This window comes from Arsenicicoccus sp. UBA2120, assembly GCF_002330965.1.
Taxonomy (GTDB): Bacteria; Actinomycetota; Actinomycetes; order Actinomycetales; family Dermatophilaceae; genus Arsenicicoccus; species Arsenicicoccus bolidensis.
In genome coordinates, this window is sequence record NZ_DCYC01000057.1 from 48,552 (window position 1) to 66,548 (window position 17,997).

Annotated in this window: 20 protein-coding genes; 8 read left to right on the top strand and 12 right to left on the bottom strand. The window is 72.6% G+C overall.

The window, feature by feature from the left end:
• Positions 1–17 precede the first annotated feature (17 nt).
• From B2P18_RS08520 to B2P18_RS08530, 3 genes are read right to left on the bottom strand one after another with little or no spacing between them, the layout of a single operon-like run.
• Positions 18–716, bottom strand: a complete 699-nt coding sequence (locus B2P18_RS08520; RefSeq protein ID WP_019287049.1) for a response regulator — start codon at positions 714–716, stop codon at positions 18–20.
• A gap of 1 nt (position 717) precedes the next feature.
• The gene (macS, locus tag B2P18_RS08525; protein ID WP_029209988.1) at positions 718–1,848 is read right to left on the bottom strand and encodes a MacS family sensor histidine kinase; all 1,131 of its coding nucleotides are present in this window, start codon (positions 1,846–1,848) and stop codon (positions 718–720) included.
• Between the two features lie 3 nt (positions 1,849–1,851).
• Positions 1,852–2,730: a lysophospholipid acyltransferase family protein gene (locus B2P18_RS08530; RefSeq protein WP_156911079.1), complete on the bottom strand. Its 879-nt coding sequence runs from the start codon at positions 2,728–2,730 to the stop codon at positions 1,852–1,854.
• A gap of 107 nt (positions 2,731–2,837) precedes the next feature.
• Here B2P18_RS08530 and B2P18_RS08535 point away from each other — a divergent pair, with 107 nt between their 5' ends.
• The gene (locus B2P18_RS08535; RefSeq protein ID WP_240483913.1) at positions 2,838–3,590 is read left to right on the top strand and encodes an alpha/beta hydrolase; all 753 of its coding nucleotides are present in this window, start codon (positions 2,838–2,840) and stop codon (positions 3,588–3,590) included.
• A 4-nt stretch (positions 3,591–3,594) separates the two neighbouring features.
• Positions 3,595–4,293, top strand: a complete 699-nt coding sequence (locus tag B2P18_RS08540) for a hypothetical protein (RefSeq protein WP_286958026.1) — start codon at positions 3,595–3,597, stop codon at positions 4,291–4,293.
• A 60-nt stretch (positions 4,294–4,353) separates the two neighbouring features.
• Here the strand turns inward: B2P18_RS08540 and B2P18_RS08545 are convergent, their stop codons facing one another.
• Genes B2P18_RS08545 through B2P18_RS08565 form a run of 5 tightly spaced genes read right to left on the bottom strand, consistent with a single transcriptional unit; the run spans position 4,354 to position 7,853 of the window.
• Positions 4,354–5,034 carry an endonuclease/exonuclease/phosphatase family protein gene (locus B2P18_RS08545; protein ID WP_239266496.1) on the bottom strand — a complete coding sequence of 227 codons (681 nt, stop codon included), beginning with the start codon at positions 5,032–5,034 and terminating at the stop codon, positions 4,354–4,356.
• Entirely contained in the window at positions 5,031–6,008 is a 978-nt protein-coding gene (locus B2P18_RS08550; protein WP_239266498.1) for an ROK family glucokinase, read from the bottom strand. Before B2P18_RS08550 ends, B2P18_RS08545 begins: the two co-directional genes overlap by 4 nt.
• Positions 6,005–6,970, bottom strand: coding sequence for an ROK family glucokinase (locus B2P18_RS08555; RefSeq protein WP_286958027.1), 966 nt, complete (start codon positions 6,968–6,970; stop codon positions 6,005–6,007). Before B2P18_RS08555 ends, B2P18_RS08550 begins: the two co-directional genes overlap by 4 nt.
• Positions 6,967–7,407 (bottom strand): hypothetical protein, encoded by a 441-nt coding sequence (locus B2P18_RS08560; RefSeq protein WP_156911078.1) that lies wholly within the window; start codon positions 7,405–7,407, stop codon positions 6,967–6,969. The genes B2P18_RS08555 and B2P18_RS08560 overlap by 4 nt, the downstream gene beginning before the upstream one ends.
• 5 nt (positions 7,408–7,412) lie before the next feature.
• Entirely contained in the window at positions 7,413–7,853 is a 441-nt protein-coding gene (locus tag B2P18_RS08565; protein WP_029209982.1) for an SRPBCC family protein, read from the bottom strand.
• A 228-nt stretch (positions 7,854–8,081) separates the two neighbouring features.
• On the opposite strand from B2P18_RS08565, the gene B2P18_RS08570 reads away from it, so the two are divergent.
• Positions 8,082–9,884 (top strand): AMP-dependent synthetase/ligase, encoded by a 1,803-nt coding sequence (locus tag B2P18_RS08570; RefSeq protein ID WP_029209981.1) that lies wholly within the window; start codon positions 8,082–8,084, stop codon positions 9,882–9,884.
• 122 nt (positions 9,885–10,006) lie between these two features.
• Here B2P18_RS08570 and B2P18_RS08575 read toward each other — a convergent pair whose 3' ends face one another.
• Together B2P18_RS08575 and B2P18_RS08580 are read right to left on the bottom strand one after the other, a co-directional pair.
• Positions 10,007–11,380 carry a hypothetical protein gene (locus B2P18_RS08575; protein WP_286958028.1) on the bottom strand — a complete coding sequence of 458 codons (1,374 nt, stop codon included), beginning with the start codon at positions 11,378–11,380 and terminating at the stop codon, positions 10,007–10,009.
• Positions 11,381–11,401: 21 nt separating this feature from the next.
• Positions 11,402–11,635, bottom strand: a complete 234-nt coding sequence (locus B2P18_RS08580; RefSeq protein ID WP_019287036.1) for a hypothetical protein — start codon at positions 11,633–11,635, stop codon at positions 11,402–11,404.
• Positions 11,636–11,776: 141 nt separating this feature from the next.
• Here B2P18_RS08580 and B2P18_RS08585 point away from each other — a divergent pair, with 141 nt between their 5' ends.
• Together B2P18_RS08585 and B2P18_RS08590 are read left to right on the top strand one after the other, a co-directional pair.
• The gene (locus tag B2P18_RS08585) at positions 11,777–13,597 is read left to right on the top strand and encodes a DEDD exonuclease domain-containing protein (protein ID WP_286958029.1); all 1,821 of its coding nucleotides are present in this window, start codon (positions 11,777–11,779) and stop codon (positions 13,595–13,597) included.
• Positions 13,594–13,875, top strand: coding sequence for an Lrp/AsnC family transcriptional regulator (locus tag B2P18_RS08590; RefSeq protein ID WP_019287032.1), 282 nt, complete (start codon positions 13,594–13,596; stop codon positions 13,873–13,875). The genes B2P18_RS08585 and B2P18_RS08590 overlap by 4 nt, the downstream gene beginning before the upstream one ends.
• A 64-nt stretch (positions 13,876–13,939) precedes the next feature.
• On the opposite strand, the gene trpD is transcribed toward B2P18_RS08590, so the two are convergent.
• Both trpD and B2P18_RS08600 read right to left on the bottom strand, forming a co-directional pair.
• Entirely contained in the window at positions 13,940–15,001 is a 1,062-nt protein-coding gene (gene trpD, locus B2P18_RS08595; RefSeq protein ID WP_286958030.1) for an anthranilate phosphoribosyltransferase, read from the bottom strand.
• Positions 15,002–15,009: 8 nt separating this feature from the next.
• Entirely contained in the window at positions 15,010–15,447 is a 438-nt protein-coding gene (locus B2P18_RS08600; protein ID WP_286958031.1) for a hypothetical protein, read from the bottom strand.
• Positions 15,448–15,573: 126 nt separating this feature from the next.
• Here B2P18_RS08600 and B2P18_RS08605 point away from each other — a divergent pair, with 126 nt between their 5' ends.
• From B2P18_RS08605 to B2P18_RS08615, 3 genes are all read left to right on the top strand, one after another.
• On the top strand, positions 15,574–16,224 hold the full coding sequence (locus B2P18_RS08605; RefSeq protein ID WP_286958032.1) for a cytochrome c oxidase subunit 3: 651 nt from the start codon (positions 15,574–15,576) through the stop codon (positions 16,222–16,224).
• 73 nt (positions 16,225–16,297) lie between these two features.
• Complete coding sequence (locus B2P18_RS08610; protein ID WP_286958034.1) at positions 16,298–17,083, top strand: c-type cytochrome; 786 nt, start codon at positions 16,298–16,300, stop codon at positions 17,081–17,083.
• A 57-nt stretch (positions 17,084–17,140) separates the two neighbouring features.
• On the top strand, positions 17,141–17,997 hold an 857-nt coding region (locus B2P18_RS08615), incomplete at its 3' end, for a ubiquinol-cytochrome C reductase (RefSeq protein ID WP_286958035.1).

Below are 17,997 nucleotides of genomic sequence, written 5' to 3' on the forward strand. Positions count from 1 at the left end.
CGACCTCCTGAGGCGAGTCAGGCCGGGCCGTCGAGCCCCTGGTCGATGGCGTAGCGCACCAGCTGCACCCGGTTGTGCAGCTGCAGCTTGGTCAGGGTGTTCTGGACGTGGTTCTGCACCGTGCGGTGGCTGATCGTCAGCTCGGCCGCGATGTCCTTGTAGGACATGCCCGTCGCGACCAGGCGCAGCACCTCGACCTCTCGCGCGGTCAGCTCGGGCACCGGCGCCGATCCCGGCTCGGGGTCTCGCTCGGAGCGGGTGGCGAGGCGGCGGTACTCCCCCAGCACCAGGCCGGCGAGCCCGGGTGTGAAGCTGGCCCTGCCCTGCGCCGTCGCCTGGACCGCGGCGAGGAACTCCGTGCGGCCGGTGGACTTCAGCAGGTAGCCCGTGGCCCCGGCCTTGATGGCGTCGAGGACGTCCTGCTGCTCACCGCTGGCGGTGAGGATGAGCACGCGGGTCGCGATGCCGGCCTCAGCGAGCCGGGCACAGACCTCCTGCCCGCTCAGCCCCGGCATGTTGAGGTCGAGGACGAGGACGTCGGGTCGTGTCGCCAGGGTGCGACGCACGGCGGCGGCCCCGTCGTTGGCCGTGCCCACGACCTCGTAGCCCGCGTCGTCGAGATCGCGCACCACCGCGTCCAGCCACATCGGGTGGTCGTCGGCCACGAGCACCGAGGTCCGGCGGCCGTCCTCACGGGTGTCCGTCTGCTGAGCCATGTCACTCCTCCTGGGCGGGCAGGCACAGCCGCACGGTCGTGCCCCGCCCCACGGTCGATCGGATGGTCGTCTCTCCCCCGAGGTCGCGCAGCCGCCCTCGCACCGACGACGCGACGCCGAGCCGGCCGTCGCGCTCCGCCTGGTCCAGCCGACCGGGCGGTATGCCGCAGCCGTCGTCCCGCACCGTGACCTCGATGGCCGGGCCGAGGTCGTCGAGCAGGACCCAGGCGCGGGCGCCGGGCCCGGCGTGACGCGCGACGTTGTCGAGGCAGGCGGCGACGGCGGCGACCAGCTCGTGGCCACGCTGCGACGGGACCGGCACGGCTTCGGCCGGCGCCACGACCTCGACCCCCGGCCCGGCCAGGGCCAGCAGGGCGGCCCGCACGTCGATGCTCGTCGCCGTGTCGGGGCGCTCGCGTGGGCGGGCCGCCGTCACGAGCGAGCGCAGGTCACGCTCCGACTCGGCCGCGAGCGCCCCGAGGGCGGCGGCCTCGCCACCGGCCTGGGCACCGCGCCGGTGGATGAGGGCGAGCGTCTGCAGGACACCGTCGTGGACGACGCGGGCGATGCGCTCCCGCTCGGCGGCCTCGGCCTGCAGGCGCAGCCCCTCGTCGATCGCGGCCTGGCTGCGGCGGGCCAGCTCCATGCAGATGCCGAGGCAGGCGGCCACGACGACCAGCAGCAGGGTGTTGTAGATCGTGGCTCCCGTCGGTCGGCCGACCTCCACGAGGTTGGCCACCGTCACGAGCCCGGACGAGCCCAGCGCGCCCCGCAGGCCCCAGCGGACGGCCGAGGCGGCGACGGGCGCGGCGGCATACATCGACGGGATGGTCGTCGCCCCTCCCGCGATCTCGGCGGGTGGGTGCACGGCGAGCGTGGCGAGGATCGCGCCGCAGGCCAGGGCCACGTCGACCACCAGGGCGGGCGCGCTGCGGTCCTGACGCGTCGCCAGCCAGCAGGACCACGCGGCCAGGGCGAGCAGCACCGCCCACGCCAACCACGGGCGGGTCATGACGTCCTGCTCCATCCACACCATGCTGGCGGCGTAGCACAGCGCCAGGAGGCGGAAGACGTCGATGCCGCGCCAGATCCCCCGCTCCAGCCCGGCCATCGTCGAGCGCAGCGCCGCCACGTCTCAGTCCTTGTGAGTGCGTCGGTCCTTGGCCTTGGCGATGGCCTCCTCGGCCCGCGCCAGGGTCTGGTCCCCCAGCTCCTTGAGGGCCGCCGGGTCGCCGAGCTCCTTGGCCCGGGTCAACGCCTCGTCGGCCTTGACCCGCGTCTGGTCCTGCAGCTCGCGCGCCCTGACCTTGGCCTCCTCGGCCTTGGCCCGGGCGGAGTCCACCATCCGCTGCTTGCGGGTCGCGGCGTACTCGTCGACGTACTCCTGGCCGGACAGCTCCATCAGGGCGTACATGATCTCGTCCGTCATGGCGCGCAGGACGTGGCGGTCGCCCTCCATCCCGGCATACCGCGAGAAGTCGATCGGCTCGCCGAAGCGCACCCCGATCCGCATGACCTTGGGGATGATCTTGCCGGTGGGCTGGGCCTTGTCCGTGCCGATCATGGCCACGGGTATGACGGGCACGCCCGCCTCGAGGGCCAGCCGGGCCACCCCGGTCTTGCCCCGGTAGAGCCGTCCGTCAGGAGAGCGCGTCCCCTCGGGATAGATGCCGAAGAGCTCGCCGCGGTCCAGGACCTCGAGACCGGACTTCAGGGCGGCGGCGCTGGCCGAGCCTCCCGAGCGGTCGATGGGGATCTGGCCGACCCCGCGGAAGAACGCCGCCGTCAGCCGGCCCTTGATCCCCCGGCCGGTGAAGTACTCCATCTTGGCCGGGAAGGTGATGCGCCGGCTCAGGACCAGCGGCAGGAAGAACGAGTCCGAGAAGGACAGGTGGTTGCTCGCCAGGATCGCTCCGCCACGGGTGGGGACGTGCTCGGACCCCTCGACCCAGGGTCGGAAGAGCAGCTTCAGCAGCGGGCCGAGGGCCAGCGACTTGACGAACCAGTACAGCACCGTGGCCACCTCGATCTGTGCGCGTGATCAGCACTCTAACCCAGCCCCGGTTACCCTGGGACGGCCGTGTCGGACGGCTCAGCCACCAGGAGGTCGACGTGCAGGTCATGCCAGGTGCCGAGGCGTTCAGCAGCCCCGGCCGGCCCGAGGGGGGCGGGGTCGGCGTCCTGGTCAGCCACGGCTTCACCGGCAGCCCGCAGTCCCTGCGGCCCTGGGCCCAGCACCTCGCCGACCAGGGGTATGCCGTGCGACTCCCCCGCCTCCCGGGGCACGGGACGACCTGGCAGTCGCTCAACCGCACCCAGTGGCAGGACTGGATCGCCGTGCTCGAGCGCGAGCTGCTGCGGCTGCTCGACGAGTGCGACACCGTCTTCGTCGCCGGCCTGAGCCTGGGCGGCGCGCTCGTCACGCGCCTGGCCGAGGAGCACGGCCCGAGCATCGCCGGCCTGATGCTCGTCAACCCCGCCTATCGCAGCGACGACCCCCGCATGCGGGCCCTGCCCGTCCTGCGCCGGCTGGCCCCCTCGATCGCCGGGATCGCCAGCGACATCCGCCTCGCCGGCGTGACCGAGCTGGCCTACGACCGCACGCCGCTGCACGCGCTGTCGTCCATGCTGCAGCTGTGGGCGCTGACGGTCCGGGACCTGCCGGAGATCACCCAGCCGGTCCTGCTGATGCAGTCGGACGAGGACCACGTCGTCCCGGCGTCCAGCTCCGAGCTGCTGCTGAGCCGCATCTCGAGCACCGACGTCACCCACGTGCGCCTGGCCGACAGCTACCACGTCGCCACCCTCGACCACGACGCGCACGTGATCCACGACCGCTCGGTGGAGTTCGTCGAGCGCGTGCGGCGAGGCTGAGGGCATGGGCACCCACGAGCCGGACGACATCGACGCTCGCTTCGAGGAGATCGTGGCGCGCTGGGACGACGAGCAGCGCGCGCAGGACGGGTCCGAGCCGGGCGGGGAGGGTGGACCCGATCCTGCGGGGCGGCCGGACCGGACGGGTCGGGAGACGCCGCAGCACGAGAGCGCGCCCGGACGTCCGACGCACCCCTCGGCGATCAATCCCCCGCCCGGGCGTCGCGCGTCCCCACCGGCGGCCGACCCCTCGCCCGGCTCGCCGCCCGGCTCCCCGCCCGGCTCCCCGCCCGGCTCCCCGCCCGGCTCCCCGCCCGCTCCCCCAACCGCTCCCCCAGCGTCGCCGCAGCAGCGCCGCGCCCTCGACCCCCGCCTCGTCTACCGCGACCCCGGCTCCGGCCTCTCGATGGGGACGGACCACCGGTCGTGGACCCCTCCCGTCGACCCGGACGACCCGGACGACGACTACGTGCCGCCACCGCCCACCCCGATGCCGTCGTGGCGCGCGGACCCGGTCTGGTGGGCGATCCTGGTCGGCCTGGTGGCCGGGCCGATCGTCCTGCTCACGATGGTCCTGACGGGCCACACCAGCCCCCGCATCTACCTGTGGCTCGCCGGTCTCGCCACCGTCGCGGCCTTCGTCGGGCTGGTGCTCCGGCTGCCCAGCACGCACGACGAGGACGACGACGGCGCCCGGGTGTGACCCTCACCCGACGCTGGTGCTCCGCGGTCGGCCGATCGGCCAGATCGCCTCTGGTCCGCGTCAGGACCCCAGCACGTCCACGTCGACCCACACCGGCAGGTGGTCCGAGGCGCGGCGCACGTCCCTGCCTCGTCGGTCCAGCTCCGGCGGTGGCGTGCCGTCCACGCGCCGCACACCCCTGCCCCAGACCACGTCGAGCATCTCGACCGGCGCCCAGGACGGATAGGTCGGCTCCTCCACCGACAGCACGTCGAGCAGGCCGGCGAAGGTCTGCCAGCTGGGCCCGCCCGGGCCCTCGTTGAGATCCCCCGCGACCACCAGCGGCCCCTCGACCGGCAGGTCCCGGAGGATCTGGTGCGTATGCCGCAGCCGCTGCCCCTCGAACAGCCCCAGGTGCACGCTCGCCGCCGTCAGCAGCGACCCCTCGGGGAGCCGGGCGCGCAGCACGGCATACCCGCGGGTCCGCTGCCCCAGGGGCACCGGGAGACCACGGTGCACGCAGTCCACCAGGGTGAGCCGGTCCGAGAGCATCACGGTGGTGCCTCCCGAGCCGCGGTGCCCACCCGGCCAGCGCAGGCCCGTCTCGCGCGCGAAGTCCCGCACCAGGGGACCGGGCCAGAAGCGGCGGGGTGCCTCCTGCAGCAGCAGGACGTCCGGCGCCAGCGCACGCACGACGCGAGCCGCGGCCCGTCGGTCGTCGAGGAAGTCGCGCGTGTTGTAGCTCGCGACGCGCACGGTCATGACGTGCTGAGCACCTCGGTGCGGGCGAGGTCGGCCGCACCGATGAGTCCGGCCTCGTTGCCGAGGCTGGCCTGCAGGATCTGCGCCATCGGGCGGTAGCCGCGTCCGGTCAGCTCGCGGGCGAAGGTCTCGCGGGCGGGACCGAGCAGCAGGTCTCCGGCCGCGCTGACCCCGCCGCCGATGACGAAGCTGCCGGGGTCGAACGCCGCCGCGAGGTTGGCCAGTCCCGTCCCGAGCCAGCGGCCGATGTCGGCGATGAGCTCGACGCAGGTCTGGTCACCGTCCTGCGCGGCTTCGGTGATGACCGGTCCGGTGAGGCTCTGGTCCTCGCCCCCGAGCCGCTCGAGCAGGTCGTGGGCCACCGGGGAGTTGGCGAGCAGGAGGCTGCGCGCCTCGCGGACCAGGGCGTTGCCGGAGGCGTACTGCTCCCAGCAGCCGCGGTTGCCGCACTCGCACCGGTGGCCGCCGGGCACGACCATCATGTGGCCGTACTCCCCCGCCACGCCGTAGCGACCGCGCTGGACCTGGCCGTCCATCACGAGCGCCCCACCGATGCCGGTGCCGAGCGTGATCATCATGAGGTGGGTCTCGCCGCGCCCGGCGCCGAACCGGTGCTCGGCCCACCCGGCGGCGTTGGCGTCGTTGTCGACGTAGACCGGGACGGGCACCCGGGTCGACAGCCGCTCCTGGAGGGGCTCGTTGCGCCAGGACAGGTGGGGCGCGAACAGGATGGTGGCCCGGTCGGCCGAGACCCAGCCCGCCGCGCCGACCCCCACCGCCACCACGTCCTCGCGGGCCGTCTGGCCCAGCAGGTCCTCGATGACCCCGACGATGGTGTCCTCGACGACGTCCGGGCTCTTGCTGCGGTGCGGGGTGTCGCGGCGCGCTCGGGCCACGATGGCGCCCTGCTCGTCGAGCACGCCCCCGGCGACCTTGGTCCCGCCGATGTCGATCCCGATGGCGAGATCGCTCACGCGTCCGCCCCCGCACCGTCGTAGACCTCGGCGGCGATCGCGGCGGCACCGATCATGCCGGCGTCGTTGCCCAGGGCCGCGGGGACGAACCTGGCCACCGGGCGGTGACCCCGCGCGGTCAGCTGACGGCCGTAGGCATGACGGGCCGGGTCGAGCAGGAGGTCGCCCGCCTCGACGACGCCGCCACCGATCACGATCATGTCGGGGTCGAGGATCGCCGTCATGCTCGCGCAGCCCTCGCCCAGCCAGTGGCCCAGGTCCTCGAGCAGCTCGATGCAGGCCAGGTCGCCCTTCTTGGCGAGCTCGGTGATCGCCTGGCCCTTGAGGTCCTTGGGCCGTCCTCCGCACGCCTCGCGCAGGCGGGCCGCGTGGGGGGTGCCCGAGGACACGAGCTCCTTCGCCGAGCGGAGCAGGGCGCTGCCGCTGGCGTACATCTCCCAGCAGCCGCGGTTGCCGCACCCGCACTGCGGTCCGTCGACCACCACCCGCATGTGGCCGATCTCCGCCGCGAAGCCGTAGGCCCCCCGCAGCAGCCGCTGGTCGACCACGATGCCGCCGCCGATGCCCGTGCCGACGGTGACCAGCAGCATGTCGTCGCTGTCCCGCCCCGCGCCGAACTGGAACTCCCCCCACGCCGCCGCGTTGGCGTCGTTGTCCAGGATGACCGGGTAGTCGATGAGCGACTCCATGCGCTGCTTCATCGGCTCGTCCTGCATGCCCAGGTTGGTGCCGTAGACGACGTGCGCCCCGGACTTGTCCACGACCCCGGCCACCGCCATGCCCACACCCTTGACGTCCTGGTGCTGGGCCAGCTCGCGGACGAGGTCCGCCGACGCGCTCGCGACGGACTCGGCGCTCGGGATCCCCGTCTCGCGGCGGGCTCGAGCGAGGACCTTGCCGTCCTCGTCCACCAGGGCGCCGGCGATCTTGGTGCCGCCGACGTCCAGACCGATCGTGGTCATGCTCGCTCCTCGTCCGTCCGTGCCTGCAGATGCTCGTCAGTATGCCGTCTGGCCGCCGCCGCGACCCCCCGGAGCGATCGCCCCAGCGCCTCCATCCCGCGCCCCACCTCGTCGATCAGCTCCGGCGCCAGGGTGTGGGCGAGGCGGCTGGCCCGGCATACGGGGCAGGTGTCCGCCGCGTGCTGGGGCGAGGTGGTCCGGTGCGGGTGCTCGCCCTCGTCCGCCGGGTCGTCATCGGGGTCGCCGTCGTGCGACCGGTCCCCTTCGCCTTCTCGCTCGTCGTCCCCCGGGTCGTCGTCCGCGTGATCCTGGTCCGCATGGTCGGTCCACTCTGGCTCCGGCCTGGTCGGCGCGCGACCGAGATCCAGGGTGTCCTGCAGCAGCGCCTTGAGCCGCCGCGACTCCTCGTCGACGGAACCGGCGACCTCGTCGGTCACCCCCATCAGCCGCGGACGCGGGCGGCGAGACCCTGCAGCGCGCCCTCGACGATGCGCTTCTCGGCGGCCCGCTTCATGGCGCCCAGCATCGGCACCTTGACGTCCACGCCGAGGGCGTAGGTCACCCTGGTGCCACCGTCCACGGGCTCGAGGACGTAGGACCCGTCCATCGCCTTGAGCACCCCGCCCTCGACGAGGTGCCACGAGACCGTCCCGGCGCCCTCCTCGTCGACGTCCCAGTCGTAGGCGAGGGTGTAGGTGTCCTTGACCGGCCCGGCCTCCAGCGCGAACCGCACCTGCTCGGCCCAGCCGTCGTCCTCGGACAGGATCTGCACCGACCGGATCTCGGGCGTCCACGCGGGATAGGACGCGACGTCGGCGACGACGTCGAGGACGGCTGCCGGCGAGGCGGCGATGACGGTGCTGGACTCGGTGCGCTGGGCCATGCGCCCACCCTAGCCAGGGCCGAGGCGGGATGACGATCGGTGACGACCGCCGTCGGTCGAGGGACTGGCCCCTCCTGCTGAAAGCCGCTGGGACGGCGGTGGGTGCCACGAGCTGGACGTGTGGGTCCGGCCACATCCCGCGCCCCGAGACCGGCACGGTGACTACTCTCCGGTAGGTCCGGCCGCCTGTAGCCTGCATCCGGTCCGACCCGAGCCAAGGAGCAGCACGTGGACGCCACCAGCACGCCCATCATCGTCCCCGCGCCCACCGAGGGGAACCTCGCGGGCCTCGTGACGCGCAACGCGGCGCGGCACCCCGACCGCGTGGTGTTCGGGCGCCAGGTCGGCGATGCCTGGCAGGACGTCACGTCCGCGCAGTGGCGCGACGAGGTCTGGGCGCTCGCCAAGGGCTTCGTGGCCGCGGGCGTCGAGCCGGGCGAGCGGGTCGGGATCCTGTCCAGCACGCGCTACGAGTGGACGCTGACGGACTTCGCGCTCTGGACCGCCGGCGCGGTGGGGGTCCCGGTCTACGAGACCAGCTCCGCCGAGCAGATCGCGTGGATCCTCGAGGACTCCGGCGCCTCGGCGGTCGTCGTCGAGAAGCCTCAGCACACGGCCTCGGTGGCCGCTGTCCGCGACCGGCTTCCCGGTCTGCACCACGTGTGGACGATCGACGACGGCGGGCTCGACGAGCTGGTCGCCGCCGGCCACGAGGTCGCGGACGAGGTCGTCGAGGAGCGTGCGAACCTGGCCGGGCCGTCGGACCTGGCCACGATCATCTACACGTCCGGCACGACAGGCCGCCCCAAGGGCGCCGAGCTCACGCACTCCAACTTCATGGCCCTGTCCGACAACACCCGGCACTACCTACCGGAGGTCGTCACCGACGACGCCTCGACCATCATGTTCCTGCCCCTCGCGCACGTCTTCGGTCGCCTCATCCAGGTGCTCGTGGTGGACTATGGACTCCGGATGGGCCACACCGCGTCGATCAAGAACCTCATGGCGGACCTGGCGTCCTTCCGTCCGACCTTCCTGCTCGTCGTGCCCCGCGTCCTTGAGAAGGTCTACGTCGGTGCCGAGAGCAAGGCCGAGGCGGGCAGCACCCACAAGATCTTCCACGCCGCCGCCCGCGTCGCCATCGCCCACAGCCGCGCGACCGACCAGGGCCGCGTCCCCGTCGCCCTGCGCCTCCAGCACGCGCTGTACGACCGCCTCGTCTACGCCAAGCTGCGGGACGCCATGGGCGGCCGGGTCCGGTACGTCGTGTCGGGCGGCGCGCCGCTCGGACCGCGGCTGGCCCACTTCTTCCGCGGCATCGGCGTCACGGTGCTCGAGGGCTACGGCCTCACCGAGACGACGGCGCCCATGAGCGTCAACGACGTGCCCGGCCTCAAGATCGGCACCGTCGGTCGACCCATGCCCGGCGTGGAGTGCCGCGTCGCCGAGGACGGCGAGCTGCTCACCCGCGGCGTCAACGTCTTCCGCGGCTACCACGGCAACCACGAGGCCACGGCCGAGGCCTTCGTCGACGGGTGGTTCCGCACCGGAGACCTCGGGTCGATCGACGACAGCGGTCACGTCCGGATCACCGGGCGCAAGAAGGAGATCATCGTCACCGCCGGCGGCAAGAACGTCGTGCCCGGCGTCCTGGAGGACCGGCTGCGGTCCAACCCCGTCGTGTCGCAGTGCGTGGTGGTCGGCGAGAAGCGCCCCTTCGTCGGGGCGCTGGTCACGCTCGACGAGGAGATGTGGCCGGGGTGGGCCGCGCGCCACGGCCTCGGGGAGGTGGACTTCGCCGACGCCCCTGCTCACCCGCGGGTGCGCAAGGAGATCGAGGCCGCCGTCGCGCACGCCAACGAGGCCGTCTCGCGGGCCGAGTCGATCCGGGAGTTCGCCGTGCTCGACCAGGACTTCACGGAGGCGAACGGCTATCTCACCCCGTCGCTCAAGGTGAAGCGCCACCTCGTCCTGCGCGACTTCGCGCCGACGATCGATGCGATGTATGGCGGGCCCGTCTCCGACGAGTGAGCCCAGGCGCACGATCGGCGACAGCCACGCTCGCCAACGCACGCCCATGCATCCAGGATCCCCAGTGCACGCCCCGGCACCAGGCTCGCTCCCCACCACCCTCGCCCGGACCCGCACGCGGCTCAGCGCGCGAGGCGTCGCAGATCCTCCTGCCACCCGGCGAGCAGGGTCGACTCGGTGAGCCCGATCCGCCCCAGGGCGTCGCTCGGCGAGCTCCCGGTCCCCATCTCGCGATACAGCCGGCGCAGCGCGTCCTCTCCTCGGGCGCGGGCCAACCAGTCGACCAGCAACCAGGCCTCGTCGTAGGCCGTACCCGATGCCACGTCGCTGAACCTCTCGTCCTCCGGCAGGCGCGTCGGCAGGGTCCCGCGGGCCACGGCCGCCATCAGCTCGGGCGCCGCCCTGCGGGGATCCACCTGCAGTCCCGCGTAGGACGTGTGCACCGCGTAGCCCTCGCTCAGCCACTCCGGCGCGGGGTGGGTGGTCGTGGCCCGCACCGCCAGGTGGGTCAGCTCGTGAGTGAGAACGATCCGTCGTCCCTGACGCGTCGACGACGCCCAGGCGAGAGGATTGACCACGATCTTGTCGCCACGGGCGACGCTGCCGGTCTCGAGCATCCCGTAGGTCACCGCGGCGACCCCCGACGTGTCTTTGCCCACCCGCCCGGTGAGGGCCGCGAACTCCGAGCTCGTCGCGGGCAGCAGGACGGCGGGGAGGTGGGACAGGGCGCCCCAGGCATGCTCCACGTGCTCGCGGGCCGGCGCCAGGTCGACTGCCACCTCGTCGAGCCGCTCCGCGGGGGCGTTGCCCGCCACCACGCCCGCCGGGTTGCGGCGCACCTGCAGGCCGGACAGGTCGAAGGCCTGCCGCACCGTGCCCGGGCCCGCGTCGTCCACCACCACCCACCCGCCGCCGTGACGGCGGACCGTCAGCTCCAGGGTGAACGGGGCGGGCCGGGCATCGACGCCCGGCAGGCGCCAGGCACCGACCACGTCGACCCGGGCAGCCTGGTCACCGACGGAGCCGTCCGGGCGCACGGCGGGGCCCGGCAGGAATCGCTCTGCGCGGAGCGTGAGCTCACGGACCTGCAGGGACCGCAACGCGCTCAGCAGGGCCTGCTGCCGCTGCCTCAGGCCGGCGGCCGAGGGATCCAGGTCGGCCAGCCAGGCCGACTCGTCGCGGGCTCGGGCCGCGGCGGCCCGACGGTCCAGCACCTGCTGCACCCCGGCCAGCGGCTCAGACCTCGCCGTCTCGGATCCCGTTGCCGTCTCGGATCCCGTCGCCGTCACGGATCCCGCCGCCGTCACGGATCCCGCCGCGGGCTCCGATCCTGTTGCCGACCGCGACCCTGCCGAGGTCGGACGCGGCACCCGCTCAGGCGTCCCAGCCGGCGCCAGGAGGACCCAGGTCAGGCCGGCGGCCATCACGATGCAGACGGCCACGACGAAACCGAGCACGACGGGCCACCAGCGGGACGTCGGTCCGTGGCTCGTCACGGCGTCACCCTAGTCCGCGGCTCAGCCCGCGCGGGCGCCCGACAGCGGGACCGAGCGGACGGTGGACACCGGCTCGCGCCGCGCGTAGAGCCCTCGAGCCTGGTCACGGCTCACGAGCCCAGCGCCGACGAACTGCGCCACCACGGCGTGCTCGCGCGGGTCCAGCGGCACCGCTGGTCCCTCGACGAGGGCGCTGACCATGCAGTCGCGGCAGGCGTCGCCACGAACGGGGCAGGTGCGGCACTCCAGCAGCATGAGTGACTCCTCGTGTCGGTGGGACCGGAGGGTCCCGATGTCCAGAACGCTAGGTGCCACCACTGACAGACCCCCTGGGGGCCAGCGTGTCGACGGCCCCACCGAGGGGGCTTGTCGGTGGTCGCCCCTAGGGTCGTCGCCATGAGCTCGACCTCCACCCTCCTCGCCGGACCCCCCGTCCAGGGTACCTTCGACGAGCTGGGCCCCACTCTCGCGGAGACGACCTTCGTCGTCGTCGACCTCGAGACGACCGGTGGCAGCCCGGCCACCTCCGCCATCACCGAGATCGGCGCGGTCAAGGTCCGCGGCGGGCTGGAGCTGGGCGAGTTCCAGACCCTGGTCAACCCCCACGCGCACATCCCCGCGTTCATCTCGGTCCTCACCGGCATCACCGACGCCATGGTCGCCGAGGCGCCCGCGATCGCGCAGGTCCTGCCGTCCTTCCTGGAGTTCGCCCGCGGCAGCGTGCTCGTCGCGCACAACGCCCGCTTCGACGTCGGCTTCCTGCGGGCCGCGGCGGAGCGGTCCGGCCTGGACTGGCCGGCCTTCCGCGTGCTCGACACCGTGCACCTGGCCCGCCAGCTGGTGCCCCGCGACGAGGCGCCCAACCACAAGCTCGCCACGCTCGCCGCCCTGTTCTCCTCCCGCACCACCCCCGACCACCGGGCGCTGCACGACGCCAAGGCCACCGTCGACGTGCTGCACGAGCTCGTCGGTCGCGTCGGCAACCAGGGCGTCCACACCCTCGACGAGCTGTTGACCTTCACGTCGCGCGTGTCCCCCGCCCAGCGGCGCAAGCGCCACCTCGCCGAGGGGCTGCCGTCACGACCGGGGGTCTATGTCTTCAAGGACGCCCAGGGCCGGCCCCTCTACGTCGGCACGTCGCAGGACATCCGGTCCCGGGTCCGGTCCTACTTCACCGCGTCCGAGCGACGCACGCGGATGGCGGAGATGGTCGCGATCGCGGAGTCGGTCACGCCCATCGTCTGCGGCACCCGGCTCGAGGCCCAGGTCCGCGAGCTGCGACTGATCGCCTCGCACCAGCCCCGCTACAACCGACGATCGCGCCACCCGGACCGCGGCGTCTGGATCAAGCTGACCGACGAGCCCTTCCCCAGGCTGTCCCTCGTGCGGCAGGTGCGCGACGACGGCGCGACCTACTCCGGCCCGTACTCCTCGCGGCTGTCTGCCGAGGCCGCGGTCGCCGCGGTCCACGACGCGGTCCCGCTGCGCCAGTGCACCCCGCGGCTGAGCCTGCGCCCCCGCAGCACGGCGTGCGCCCTGGCCGAGATGGGGCGTTGCGGCGCCCCCTGCACCGGCGCCCAGTCGGTCGACGACTATGCCGCGGTGGCCGGTCGCGTCCGCGACATGCTCGAGGGAGACTGCCGCGCGGTCGTGGGCGCGCTCCACGCCCGCATGGCCGACCTGTCCGGCGAGGACCGCTTCGAGGAGGCGGGGGTCGTCCGTGACCGGCTGCTCGCCCTCGTGCGCGGAGCCGGCAAGGCGCAACGCCTGGCTCCGTTGCGCACCACGCCAGAGCTCGTGGCGGCCCGGCGGGCTCCCGGGGGCGGGTGGGAGGTCGTGTGCATCCGTCACGGCCGGCTGGCCGGGACCGTCGTCACCCCTCCCGGGGCCGATCCGATGCCGCACGTCGAGGCCCTGCGTGCCTCCGCCGAGCACGTCCCCACGCCGACTGTGGGCCACCATGGCGCGGCGACGGCCGAGGAGACCGAGCTGCTCCTGCGCTGGCTCGAGAGCGACGGCGTGCGACTCGTCGCTCTGGACGGGTCGTGGAGCTGCCCCGTCCACGGGGCGCAGCGGGAGCACGCCCGCCTGGAGCCGCTCGTGGCCGCCGCCACCGACCCGGGGTTCGACGCCTGGCCGACCCGGGGCGCGACGTCCCACGGGCACGACCGTCCCGGGGGACGGTCTCCCGCGTCGCCCACTATGGTGGGCTCGTGATCTCAGCCATCGTCCTCATCAACGCCGACGTCGACCGCATCCCCGAGGTGGCCCAGGCCATCGCGGAGCTGGAGGGAGTCACCGAGGTCTACTCCGTGACGGGGGACGTCGACCTGATCGCCATGGTGCGGGTGCGTCAGCACGACGACTTCGCCGACGTGATCGCCGATCGGCTCAACAAGGTCGACGGCGTCGTCGGCACCCAGACCCACATCGCCTTCCGCACCTACTCGCGGCACGACCTCGAGGCTGCCTTCAGCCTCGGGTTCGACGGCTGAGTTCACCCCACGCCTCAGGTCCAGCGGCTGAGCGCTGCCCGTTGCCCAGAAGGGGCGTTCGATCTCAGGCTGAGGTCGAGGTGATCCAGCGCTGCAGCACCCGAGCGGCATGACCATCGTCGATCGCCCGCCGGGCACGCTCCACCCCGTCAGCCACCAGGGCGACGAACGCGTCGTGGTCCGCCGCGCCACCGCCGTCCCGCGCACCAGCGACCGCCAGCCCCAGGCCGGCGTTGAGCAGGACCGCGTCGCGGACCGGACCGGTCTCGCCCTCCAGGAGGCGGCGCACAACACCAGCGTTGTGCTCGGCGTCGTCGCCGACGAGCGTCGAGAGGTCGTGCAGGTCGAAGCCCAGCTCGCGCGGGTCGAGCGTGCGCTCGACGATCCCGCCGTCCACGACCCACCACACCGAGGTCGTGGTCGACACCGTGACCTCGTCCAAGCCGTCGTCGCCGCGAAACACGGCGGCGTCCGTCCCGCGCCCCGCGAAGACGCCGGCCATGAGGGGCGCCATACGAGCGTCGGCGCAGCCGACCACCGCATAGGTGGGCCGGGCCGGGTTGGTCAGCGGGCCCAGGAAGTTGAATGCCGTCCCGATCCCCAGCTCGCTGCGCGCCACCGCGGCGTGCGCCATCGAGGGGTGGAACGAGCGAGCGAAGCAGAAGGTGATCCCGGCCTCGTCCGCCACCTCGGCAACCCGCTCGGACGGCAGCGTCAGCGCGACCCCCAGCGCCTCCAGGACGTCGGCCGAGCCGGACTTGGAGGAGGCCGCACGGTTGCCGTGCTTGACGACGCGCACACCGGCCCCCGCGATGACCAACGAGGACATCGTCGAGATGTTGACGGTGTTGGCGCGGTCGCCCCCGGTCCCGACGATGTCGAGAGACGGGCCCGGGACGGACAGCGGACGCGCGTGCGCGAGCATCTCGTCCGCGAGGCCGCGGAGCTCCTCGGCGGTCTCGCCCTTGACCCGCAGCGCCATGAGCAGGCCCGCGGTCTGGGCAGGAGTGGCCTCGCCCGACATGATCTGTCCCATGGCCCACCGGGCCTCGCCCAGCGACAGGTGACGCCCCTCGACCAGGCTGCTCAGCACCGTGGGCCAGGTGAGGGAGGCGGCGTCCGGCATGATCTCCGTCACGCGGGGGTGCGGTCGCGACGCACCAGCTCGCAGACGCCGGTGGCCAGGGCCAGCGGGTCCAGCGGGTGCGGCACGGCGAGGTCGGCCTGGGACCAGGCGGCCAGCCAGCTGTCCTGAGGACGACCGGTGAGCACGAGGATGGGCGGGCAGCCGTAGATCTCGTTCTTCATCTGCCGGGCCAGGCCCATGCCCCCGACCTTGCCGGCCTCCCCGTCCAGGATCAGCAGGTCGAACTGCCCGTTCTCGGTGTCGCGCAGGGCCATCTCGCCGGTCGCCACCTCGTGCCAGGCCTCGATCACGACGTCCTTGGCGGGGCGCTTCCCGACCGCCAGGCGGACCTTGTCACGCGTCGTGACGTCGTCGGAGTAGAGCAGGACGCGAAGCCCCCGGGGGGCGTCGGTGCCGCTGGACGAAGCAGTGTGGCTCGCGGTCATGCGGCCGATCTTAGCGGCCCCCGCGAGACCCGCCAGACAGGGTTCTCAGGGTGTTCTCAGGCTCCCGACTCTCCGGAGATCGCCTGCCGTTGGGCAAGTCCCACGTTTTTGGGGCAAGATGGCGTCGTGTCGACTGCATCCGCTGTGCACCACAGCTCCCCCAGCCATGCCGCGCTCGGCCCGGCGACCCGACCCAACCTCGCCTCGGTGGGCACGATCGTCTGGCTCTCCAGCGAACTCATGTTCTTCGCGGGCCTGTTCGCGATGTACTTCACGATCCGAGGGGTCGTCCCCGAGCAGTGGGCCGCGGAGACCCCCAAGCACAACGTGCTCTTCGCGGCGGTCAACACGCTGATCCTGGTCATCTCCTCGGTCTGGTGCCAGCTCGGCGTGTGGAAGGCGGAGGCTGGCCAGCCGGCCCGCACCGGGTCGCTGCTGGACGTCAAGCGCTGGGGCATGCGCGAGTGGTACGTCCTCACCTACATGTTCGGTGCGGTCTTCGTCTCGGGTCAGGCCTGGGAGTACGCCAAGCTGTCCAGCGAGGGCATCACCTTGAACTCCAACGGCTACGGGTCGGTCTTCTACATGACCACCGGGTTCCACGCCATCCACGTCACGGGTGGTCTGATCGCCTTCCTGCTGATCATCGCCCGCAGCTTCACCACCAGGCGCTACACCCACGCGCAGGCCACCGGGGCGATCGTCACCTCCTACTACTGGCACTTCGTCGACGTCGTGTGGATCGCCCTGTTCGCGGTGATCTACATCCTCAAGTGACCACGACCAGCTCCACGCAGCTCGACACACACAGCAGCATCCGCCCCTTGACCGTCGACGACAGGACCCTTTCGTGAACGCGTTGGCCGCCCGGCGCAGGCACCCCGCCACACTGTTCGTGCTCCTCCTGGCCATGCTCCTCGTGGTGGGGACGGCCTACGCCGTCGCCAAGCCGCAGGACGCCACGGCCACGGCCAGCGCCTCCACCGCCCAGGACGTCGAGGAGGGCAAGAAGCTCTTCCTCGCCAACTGCGCCAGCTGCCACGGCCTCAATGCCGAGGGTGGCCCGGACGCACCCACCCTCGCGGGCGTCGGTGCGGCGGCGGTCGACTTCCAGGTCGGCACCGGTCGTATGCCGATGGCGGCCCCCGCGGTCCAGGCGCCCCGCAACAAGCCGAAGTTCTCCGAGGAGCAGATCCGCCAGATGAGCGCCTACGTGGCCTCGCTCGGCGCAGGCCCGGCGATTCCGTCCGAGGAGTTCACCGAGGGCGGCGGCAACGCGGCCGAGGGCGGCGAGATCTACCGCGTCAACTGCGCCATGTGCCACAACGCCGTGGGCTCCGGCGGTGCCCTGACGCGCGGCAAGTGGGCGCCCACCCTGCGCGGCGTCGAGGGCAAGCACATCTACGAGGCGATGCAGACCGGCCCGCAGTCGATGCCGGTGTTCAACGACGCCAACCTCAGCCCCGAGGCCAAGCGCGACGTCATCACCTTCCTCAAGGCCATGGACGAGGACAAGAACCCTGGCGGCGCCGCCCTGGGCAACCTCGGCCCGGTCCCCGAGGGGCTGCTCGCCTGGACCCTCGGCATCGGCCTGATGATCCTCGCCGCGGTGTGGCTCGGCAAGAAGGCGGCCTGAGCGATGAGCACCAGCGACCAGTCCAACCACTCCGTTCCTGATGGGGCATCGCATCGCATGACTGACTCCAACGACTTTGGCAAGGATGCCGTGCGTCTCGACCAGGGCGACGTCGTCGGCCAGGGCGGGATCCCCGACCGTTTCCAGAACCCCGGACTCCCCCCGCACGTCGAGCGGCTGGCGGACCGGGACCCTGCTGCCGCCCGGCGCGCCGAGCGCCAGGTCGCGACGATGTTCCTGCTGTCGATCCTCGGCACGCTGGCCTTCATCGTGCTGTACTTCGTGATCCCGCAGCACAGCTACGTCGGCATCCCGTTCCTGGGCAACGTGCTCGCGCTCCACCTGGCGCTCGGTCTGACCCTCGCCATCAGCCTCTTCTTCATCGGCGCGGGCGCCGTGCACTGGGCCAAGACGCTCATGCCCGACCACGAGGTCGTCGAGGAGCGTCACGAGCTCCGCAGCTCCCCCGAGGAGCGGGCGGGCTTCGCGCAGGCCCTCACCGAGGGTGGGGAGGCCGCTCAGCTCAACCGTCGTCCGCTGATCAAGGCGACGCTGGGCGGTGCGCTCGGCCTGTTCGCCATCCCCCTGGTCCTCCCCGTGCTCGGTGGCCTCGGCCCCGTCCCGGGCAACGACCTGTCCACGACCTTCTGGGACCAGAAGCACTGGCCCAAGGGCCGTCGGCCGCGCCTGATGCGCGACCCCCAGAACCTCCCCATCCGGGCGGACGAGGTCACGATCGGCTCGGTCTACCACGTGCTCCCCGAGGGCATCGAGAAGTCCGAGCACCCGCTCAACGAGAAGGGCAAGGCCGCGGTCCTGCTCATGCGTCTCGACCCCGACGACATCTTGGTCAAGAAGGAACGTGACTGGGGCTACCAGGGCATCGTGGCGTACTCCAAGATCTGCACCCACGT

Excerpts from the sequence above, each read along its gene's own strand:
- B2P18_RS08520 (WP_019287049.1), bottom strand. The coding sequence starts at position 716 with ATGGCTCAGCAGACGGACACCCGTGAGGACGGCCGCCGGACCTCGGTG.
- B2P18_RS08535 (WP_240483913.1), top strand. The coding sequence starts at position 2,838 with ATGCCAGGTGCCGAGGCGTTCAGCAGCCCCGGCCGGCCCGAGGGGGGC.
- B2P18_RS08540 (WP_286958026.1), top strand. The coding sequence starts at position 3,595 with ATGGGCACCCACGAGCCGGACGACATCGACGCTCGCTTCGAGGAGATC.
- B2P18_RS08545 (WP_239266496.1), bottom strand. The coding sequence starts at position 5,034 with ATGACCGTGCGCGTCGCGAGCTACAACACGCGCGACTTCCTCGACGAC.
- B2P18_RS08555 (WP_286958027.1), bottom strand. The coding sequence starts at position 6,970 with ATGACCACGATCGGTCTGGACGTCGGCGGCACCAAGATCGCCGGCGCC.
- B2P18_RS08565 (WP_029209982.1), bottom strand. The coding sequence starts at position 7,853 with ATGGCCCAGCGCACCGAGTCCAGCACCGTCATCGCCGCCTCGCCGGCA.
- B2P18_RS08580 (WP_019287036.1), bottom strand. The coding sequence starts at position 11,635 with ATGCTGCTGGAGTGCCGCACCTGCCCCGTTCGTGGCGACGCCTGCCGC.
- B2P18_RS08585 (WP_286958029.1), top strand. The coding sequence starts at position 11,777 with ATGAGCTCGACCTCCACCCTCCTCGCCGGACCCCCCGTCCAGGGTACC.
- trpD (WP_286958030.1), bottom strand. The coding sequence starts at position 15,001 with ATGCCGGACGCCGCCTCCCTCACCTGGCCCACGGTGCTGAGCAGCCTG.
- B2P18_RS08600 (WP_286958031.1), bottom strand. The coding sequence starts at position 15,447 with ATGACCGCGAGCCACACTGCTTCGTCCAGCGGCACCGACGCCCCCCGG.